This window comes from Halalkalibacter nanhaiisediminis (assembly GCF_007830185.1).
Taxonomy (GTDB): Bacteria; Bacillota; Bacilli; order Bacillales; family Bacillaceae_D; genus Halalkalibacter; species Halalkalibacter nanhaiisediminis.
The window spans coordinates 22,410-29,039 of sequence record NZ_VLKZ01000016.1 but is presented as its reverse complement, the minus strand read 5'-3'; the positions used below and the strand labels follow the sequence as shown (position 1 = coordinate 29,039).

General features: G+C 38.4%; 8 protein-coding genes. 6 read left to right on the top strand and 2 right to left on the bottom strand.

Going from position 1 to position 6,630, the window contains the following annotated elements; translation table 11 throughout:
* On the top strand, positions 1–861 hold an 861-nt coding region (locus tag IQ10_RS17550), incomplete at its 5' end, for an RNA-guided endonuclease InsQ/TnpB family protein (protein ID WP_144451771.1).
* A gap of 138 nt (positions 862–999) precedes the next feature.
* Here the strand turns inward: IQ10_RS17550 and IQ10_RS17545 are convergent.
* Positions 1,000–1,185, bottom strand: a complete 186-nt coding sequence (locus IQ10_RS17545) for a hypothetical protein (protein WP_144451770.1) — start codon at positions 1,183–1,185, stop codon at positions 1,000–1,002.
* A gap of 522 nt (positions 1,186–1,707) precedes the next feature.
* Here IQ10_RS17545 and IQ10_RS17540 point away from each other — a divergent pair.
* From IQ10_RS17540 to IQ10_RS17525, 4 genes are all read left to right on the top strand, one after another.
* Positions 1,708–2,571, top strand: a complete 864-nt coding sequence (locus IQ10_RS17540; RefSeq protein WP_144451769.1) for a methyl-accepting chemotaxis protein — start codon at positions 1,708–1,710, stop codon at positions 2,569–2,571.
* A gap of 210 nt (positions 2,572–2,781) precedes the next feature.
* Positions 2,782–2,982 carry an SDR family NAD(P)-dependent oxidoreductase gene (locus tag IQ10_RS17535; protein ID WP_242009876.1) on the top strand — a complete coding sequence of 67 codons (201 nt, stop codon included), beginning with the start codon at positions 2,782–2,784 and terminating at the stop codon, positions 2,980–2,982.
* A 79-nt stretch (positions 2,983–3,061) separates the two neighbouring features.
* Positions 3,062–3,505 carry a HEAT repeat domain-containing protein gene (locus IQ10_RS17530; RefSeq protein WP_144451768.1) on the top strand — a complete coding sequence of 148 codons (444 nt, stop codon included), beginning with the start codon at positions 3,062–3,064 and terminating at the stop codon, positions 3,503–3,505.
* Between the two features lie 372 nt (positions 3,506–3,877).
* Positions 3,878–4,819 carry an alpha/beta fold hydrolase gene (locus IQ10_RS17525; RefSeq protein ID WP_144451767.1) on the top strand — a complete coding sequence of 314 codons (942 nt, stop codon included), beginning with the start codon at positions 3,878–3,880 and terminating at the stop codon, positions 4,817–4,819.
* Positions 4,820–4,993: 174 nt separating this feature from the next.
* On the opposite strand, the gene IQ10_RS17520 is transcribed toward IQ10_RS17525, so the two are convergent.
* Positions 4,994–5,551, bottom strand: a complete 558-nt coding sequence (locus IQ10_RS17520) for a hypothetical protein (protein WP_144451766.1) — start codon at positions 5,549–5,551, stop codon at positions 4,994–4,996.
* A 172-nt stretch (positions 5,552–5,723) separates the two neighbouring features.
* Between IQ10_RS17520 and IQ10_RS17515 the strand changes: the two genes are divergently transcribed.
* Positions 5,724–6,626 carry an aldo/keto reductase gene (locus IQ10_RS17515; protein ID WP_144451765.1) on the top strand — a complete coding sequence of 301 codons (903 nt, stop codon included), beginning with the start codon at positions 5,724–5,726 and terminating at the stop codon, positions 6,624–6,626.
* The last annotated feature ends 4 nt before the right edge of the window (positions 6,627–6,630 follow it).

Sequence of the window (6,630 nt, the reverse complement as noted above, 5' to 3'; positions counted from 1 at the left end):
ATGAAGGAAAACAAGTTTTTGAAGTTTCCCAAAACGAAAGAACGTTTGAACATTGGTAAACTAGGTTTTACAGAAGGGAAACTGAAACAAGTTCGTGTTAACCCAAAGTACGGTCACTACATCGTTGAGTTGATTTTTCAAGTTCCTTCAGAACAAGAAATGAAAGAATCAAAACAGCGTTATATGTCTGTTGATTTAGGGATTGATAACCTTGCAACCATCGTCACAAACACAGGTCGAAGACCTGTATTAGTGAAGGGCAAAAACATTAAATCCATTAATCAACGATATAACCAGTTAAAAGCTCACTATATGGGTATTCTTCGTCATGGGAAAAATCCAAAAGAAGGACCATTTACATCCAAACGTTTAGAAAAGATCAACCATAAACGTTTCAATCAAATGAAGGATTTATTCCATAAAGCAAGTTGTCAAATCGAACAAATGGCTTTAGAAGAAGATATCGACACCATCATTATTGGTCAAAACAAAGACTGGAAACAAAACTCGAATATGGGTAAAAAGAACAACCAATCATTTGTTTCGATTCCGCACAGTCTTTTGATTCAAATGATGACCTATAAGGCTGAAAGACATGGAATCAAAGTGATTGTGACCGAAGAGTCCTACACTTCAAAAGCTAGTTTTCTTGATAATGATGAAATCCCTGTTTATAGTGAGAACGATTCGAAAAAATCATTTTCAGGTAAGCGTATTAAACGCGGTCTTTACCGTTCGAAGAACGGAACTCTTCTTAATGCTGACGTAAATGGCGCTGCAAACATCATGAGAAAAGTATTTGAAAAAGCGTTTACTTGTGTTGATTCATTATTTCAACCAACATCAAATATATTAAAATAAACGTAATCCCGAAGGCAGGACTCAACGGGATAGCGGGGTTGGGTGTTTTCAGCACACCGATGTGTCAACTCCACTGGTGGTTAATCGTCATTTTTTAAGTCGATACCCCAGAAACCCCCACTTCAAATTTCATAGAAATTAAGTGGCGGGAGTATTCATCTTGTATGTAATTCCACGGTCATCGTTTACTTGCTCGTCATAACCACATAAATCCCAACTTAGTTCATCAATAAATCCCATACTTTTAAGTCTCGTAACCCCGTCATAGAAACCCACAAAATCGAGAGAAGTGACCTGTTCGAAAAGAATAAAAGCAATCTTCATTAATTATCCCTCCTATCTTTTTATACGTAAACTAATGTTCTAATTCTCCAAATGAACAGAAAACACCTTTTCAGGATAAACAAATAATAAAACGTACTTTTATTAGACTTACGGTTATTCAAGAAAACGGGTAGATGCTTTGATGTTTGAATTACCTATGTGAATGGCACTACCCGATATCAGTGGTCGGATTACAGAGATTGATAAGGTGGAGGAGGGAAAGTACAAATCCAACTCTTTATATTAAACCTGTTTCGGATTTAAGAAATAACAAATGGCGGACTTTGCTGTTGGGAATCCAATGTTTTTACTAAAAATGCTCGAGGTAAGTATGCCATTGAGTGTTTTTACATGTCGAAAACAACAGAAATATGTAGTAATATTAAAATTAATACATATTTATGATAATGAATTTTTAAAATGATAGGTATTTTCCAATATTCAAGACTTATATAGAACAATATTTCTTAGTTTTTCAAAATATAGCATTAATCGTTAATAGAGGAAACGGGGGATAAGGAGATGACAGTAGATCAGCCAGTACTTGACCAAAAACAAATGTTTAATGCTATGGAGCAATCGTTTGCGATGATTACTTTTGATCCACAGGGGAATATTTCGTGGATCAATCATAATTTTTCTCAGGTGATGGGGTATAAAATTGAAGAGATACAGGGTATGCACCATAGGCAATTATGTTCTTCTGAATTCAGAAATAGCCAGGAATATATGGATTTTTGGAAGGATTTACGTAATGGCAAGGCCTTTCATGATAAAGTGAAACGGATCTCAAAAGATGGACAGGTACTCTGGCTTGAAGCTTTTTATACTCCAGTTTTTGCTTCAGATGGTCAAGTACAGGCTGTTGTGAAGATTGCAACAGACATTACGGATCGCCAGGCAGTTTTGCAGAAGAGTATTGCTGAATTTACTGCTCTTGTCGAGGAAATGACCGCAAGTACGAATACAGTTCACGATGCTTCTGAAACCATTGTGAACGATATGGAAGCACTCAATAAAGAATCAGAGATAGTTAACAATTATGTAGCAAAGATTCAATCCGTGGCTTCTTTTGTTAAAGACATCGCAACCCAGTCTAACTTAATTGGATTAAATGCCTCTATAGAAGCGTCTAGAGCAGGGGAACATGGTCGTAGCTTTGCCGTCGTTGCTAATGAAGTGCGAAAGATGGCTGAGAAAAGTAAAGATTCTGCGACTGATATTTCAGATCAATTAAAGGAGATTTTACATTCATTATCCGTCATGGTAGAAATGATGAAAAATGTTTCCAGAAAAATTGAAAATAATTCGGTGTCTATTAATGAACTCAAAAAAACCTATGAACAAATTGCTCAAATTGCCGATGAGCTTTCAACCGTTATGTGATTTTTGCTGAAAATAATAGCTTCGTCTGCTTTCATATAGTAGATTGTTACTCCAACATCGCCAAAATTCTGGTGATGTTTTTTGTCTATGCCGAGGGGAGCACATATACATGCTTTAGAAAAATACGTGTTATTGTTTGTATTCAAGCAGATAAGGTGGTTAAACTATGATGTGGTTAAATCAAAGAGAACATCTATGGAGGATATTCCTATGTCATTGAGTGGAAAACGTGTGGTTGTAGTCGGAGGTACTTCTGGTATTGGATTATCCACGGCTAAGGCCTTTCTCAATGAATCGGCACAGGTTATTATTGCAAGCCAATCTGCTTCAAAGCTATCCGAGGCGAAAAGTACGCTAGAAGGAAAGACGACCCAAGAACCCACCACTTCAAGCACTTGTAAGGGTGCTTGAAGTGGTGGGTAGTTCACTGGTACAATAGTATTTAAGAGTTTTTTAGTGAAAGTTTCTGATATGAAGGGGATTGGATAATTTGGGTAATAACGAAACAAGAACAGATTTACCAGAGAATTTTGATGGGTTAAAAAAATCGATTAATCGAACATCTAATTGGAGAGAGCGTTTGGATGCGGTAGAAGAGTTAGGTCAGTGGAAAAGCAAACAGACGATTGAATTATTAAAGCATAGTATGATAGGAGATTCTGTTTATAAAGTGCAGGAAGCTGCTTACCGTAAACTTCAAGCCTTGGGTGAAAAGGTGACGATGCCTGAACGCAAGAACGGGGAACTAATAAAAGGAACAAAAAAAATCCTGGTGAGAATAAAGAAGAGTTTACCTGAAAATCATTCATATAAAGACTTCAAAGAAAAAGTTAAAAAGATGAGACTTGATTTGTATGATACGTATGAAGGAGACAAAGGTGCTGACTTTGATAAATGGCTAGAGGAAACATGGTCAACATTAACCACTAGATAGGACTGGACGATTGCACCTTATCCTAATAATATACTTAGGCTCCTGTGAACGACACTAGCAGGGGTCATTTTATTGTTTAAAAAGAACCTGGTACAGTAGTAATGAACTTGGGCTATTTGTATTTAGAGCCCTTTAACGCAAATTGATTATATCGTTTAATTCAAATTTTTCTTTTTTTGGTAGTAGCTAATATGGATATTCGGTTTACAATATAATTACATTTATCTTTATATAAAAAAAGCTGATACCTAATGTCACATGTTTGAGCAGCAGATGTGGCATGATAACGCATATATCGTAGGAAAGCGTAGAGCTAATAAATTAACAGCAAATATTTATGGCATTATTTTTTACTGAACAGGTGGGTGGAGTATGAACACGGCTCGGCTTGAACAATCATTAGAGATGATACGGTCTTATCAACCGCAATACGGGATCGAGGTTGATAAGCTGAATGGTCATATCAAACATTATTTAGATTTTTATGCTCTCCATTTTCCAAACTGTAACTATCAATATGGTTATATTCAAGCTGATGATCAGCTATTTGTTCAAAGCTTTACACCGCCTTTTTCTAAAGGCACGGTTTTATTGCTTCATGGTTATCTTGATCATGCAGGATCATTGAGCAAAACGATTCATTTTTTGATAAAGGATGGCTATACTGTTGTCTGTTTTGATTTACTTGGTCATGGGCTCTCGAGTGGAGAACGAGCGACAATTGATGCTTTTTCGACCTATACAGACTCACTTGCTACCGTTTGGGAGAAGGTGCTGCAAGATTGCCAGCGTCCTCTTCATCTTGTTGCTCATAGTACAGGTGCTGCTGTTGGACTAGCCTTTATTGAGGAGCATAAGAATTGTTTTGACAAGGTTGTTCTCGTTTCACCATTATTTCGCCCCCACTTATGGCAGATCTCCAGAATCTTGTTGAAACTTGGTAAACCATATTTGCGCAAGCTCAAACGGAAGTTTACTCGAAATTCAGGAGATAAATCATATCTGACATTTACTCGACATGATCCCTTGCAAGAAAAGGTTTTGCCGCTCGATTGGCTATATGCTCTTGAAACGGCTATAAAGGAAAACCAGACACAGAAAAAGAGTATGGTTTCCTTTTTAATGATTCAAGGAGATCAAGATCATACCGTTGATGATCGTTTCGGGTTAAAGTGGGCGATACCGCATTATCCAAGAAGCTTGTTTGTCCTAATGAAGGACGGTCGTCATCAGCTTTTAAACGAAGAGAAGACGATTCGAGAACAAACTTTTTTAATTATGAAGAAGTATTTAGATGATGAGTTGTTTAACTAAAGTTCATAGATCGACTAAACATAGCAAACACCGTTCAGGCTACTTGACTTGAACGATGTTTGCTAACAAAGCTTTCATGAGTCGATGCTCTCAACCTAGGATGGAGCAGTCTTGTTCGGTTCCTAACCAACTAAGAACTAACCAACTTTTAATCAGAAACACCATTAAAAAAGGTTAGTAAGGAATTTGATTTCTTGGAAACTCATAATAAGGATTTAAGGTCTCAAAGTCCTGATCGCTTATACTATCATGGTCTCGAACTCCTTGTTGCCAGGAAGGAGTCTGCTGTCCAGCCATGCCTTGTTGCCAGGAAGGCATCTGCTGCCCCGTCATAGGTTGCTGCCAGGAAGGAGTCTGCTGTCCAGCCATGCCTTGTTGCCAGGTAGGCATCTGTTGTCCCGTCATACCTTGCTGCCAAGTAGGCATCTGTTGCCCCGTCATACCTTGCTGCCAGGAAGGAGTCTGCTGTCCAGCCATGCCTTGCTGCCAAGTAGGCATCTGTTGTCCCGTCATACCTTGCTGCCAAGCAGGTATCTGTTGCCCCGTCATACCTTGTTGCCAAGTAGGCATCTGTTGTCCAGCCATACCTTGCTGCCAAGATTGACCATAGTAATCGTCTCCATAACCATATCCAAACTGTCCGTATGGTTGGAATTGTCCAAGTGGATAAAAAGGCTGCGCTGTCCCGTAAGGTAACATTTGGCGTGTGTCTTTATTTTTCTTTTTGAACATGTTTTCACCCATTTCTTTTAAATTTCTCAATATCATATTGTGTATAAGCGGAAGTGGAGCTTATCCTTAATAGAAATAGGCATTCATTATAGAATTTTTGAAAAGAAAATAGGTGATATAACATGCAATCATTTATAATGGTAAAAGTCTTACTAAAGGAAGGAAGAAATCAATGGAACGCATACAGCTAGCGTCTGACTTAACTTTCTCTCGCCTTGTTCATGGACTATGGCGATTGTCAGAATGGAATCAAACGAAGCATGAAACGCTTGAATTAATTAAATTTGCACTCGATCAAGGTATTACAACCTTTGACCATGCTGATATTTACGGGAGTTATACGTGTGAGGAGCGTTTCGGTGAGGCATTAGCGCTTGAGCCTTCCTTGCGTGACAAAATTGAGATCGTGACGAAATGTGGGATTGTCCTAAAATCACCGAATCGGCCAGCTCACAAATCTCATCATTACAATACGACAAAGGCTCATATTATTGCCTCAGCTGAACAGTCACTAAAAAGTTTGCAAACGGATTATATCGATGTCTTGCTTATTCATCGTCCTGATCCGCTCATGAATCCTGAAGAGGTAGCTGAAGCATTTAGAGAGCTGAAGGCAGCAGGGAAAGTACGTTATTTTGGGGTGTCTAACTTTAAACACCACCAACTAACGATGCTACAATCTTATCTTGATGAGAAGCTCGTGACGAATCAAGTTGAGCTATCTCCTTATGAACTTGAAAATATCGATGATGGAACGTTGAATACGTGTCTTGAACATCGGATGCCGCCAATGGCTTGGTCACCACTTGCTGGAGGGAAATTATTCACAAATCAAAATGAAAAAAGCGAACGTATTCGCGCTGCACTTGAGCAAGTGAAGGATGAAATTGGTGCTTCTTCTATTGATGAAGTCGCCTATGCATGGCTACTACGTCATCCCGCTAAAGTGATGCCAATTATTGGATCAAGTCAAGCTGATAGGATTATGCGAGCAGTGGCTGCTCTAGATCACCAAATGTCACTTGATCAATGGTTTAGTATTTTACATAGTTCAATGGGACATGATGTGCCGTAATATC

What these genes read in the sequence shown, in the direction of transcription:
- IQ10_RS17545 (WP_144451770.1), bottom strand. Translation starts at nt 1,185, where the DNA reads ATGAAGATTGCTTTTATTCTTTTCGAACAGGTCACTTCTCTCGATTTT.
- IQ10_RS17540 (WP_144451769.1), top strand. Translation starts at nt 1,708, where the DNA reads ATGACAGTAGATCAGCCAGTACTTGACCAAAAACAAATGTTTAATGCT.
- IQ10_RS17535 (WP_242009876.1), top strand. Translation starts at nt 2,782, where the DNA reads ATGTCATTGAGTGGAAAACGTGTGGTTGTAGTCGGAGGTACTTCTGGT.
- IQ10_RS17525 (WP_144451767.1), top strand. Translation starts at nt 3,878, where the DNA reads ATGAACACGGCTCGGCTTGAACAATCATTAGAGATGATACGGTCTTAT.
- IQ10_RS17520 (WP_144451766.1), bottom strand. Translation starts at nt 5,551, where the DNA reads ATGTTCAAAAAGAAAAATAAAGACACACGCCAAATGTTACCTTACGGG.
- IQ10_RS17515 (WP_144451765.1), top strand. Translation starts at nt 5,724, where the DNA reads ATGGAACGCATACAGCTAGCGTCTGACTTAACTTTCTCTCGCCTTGTT.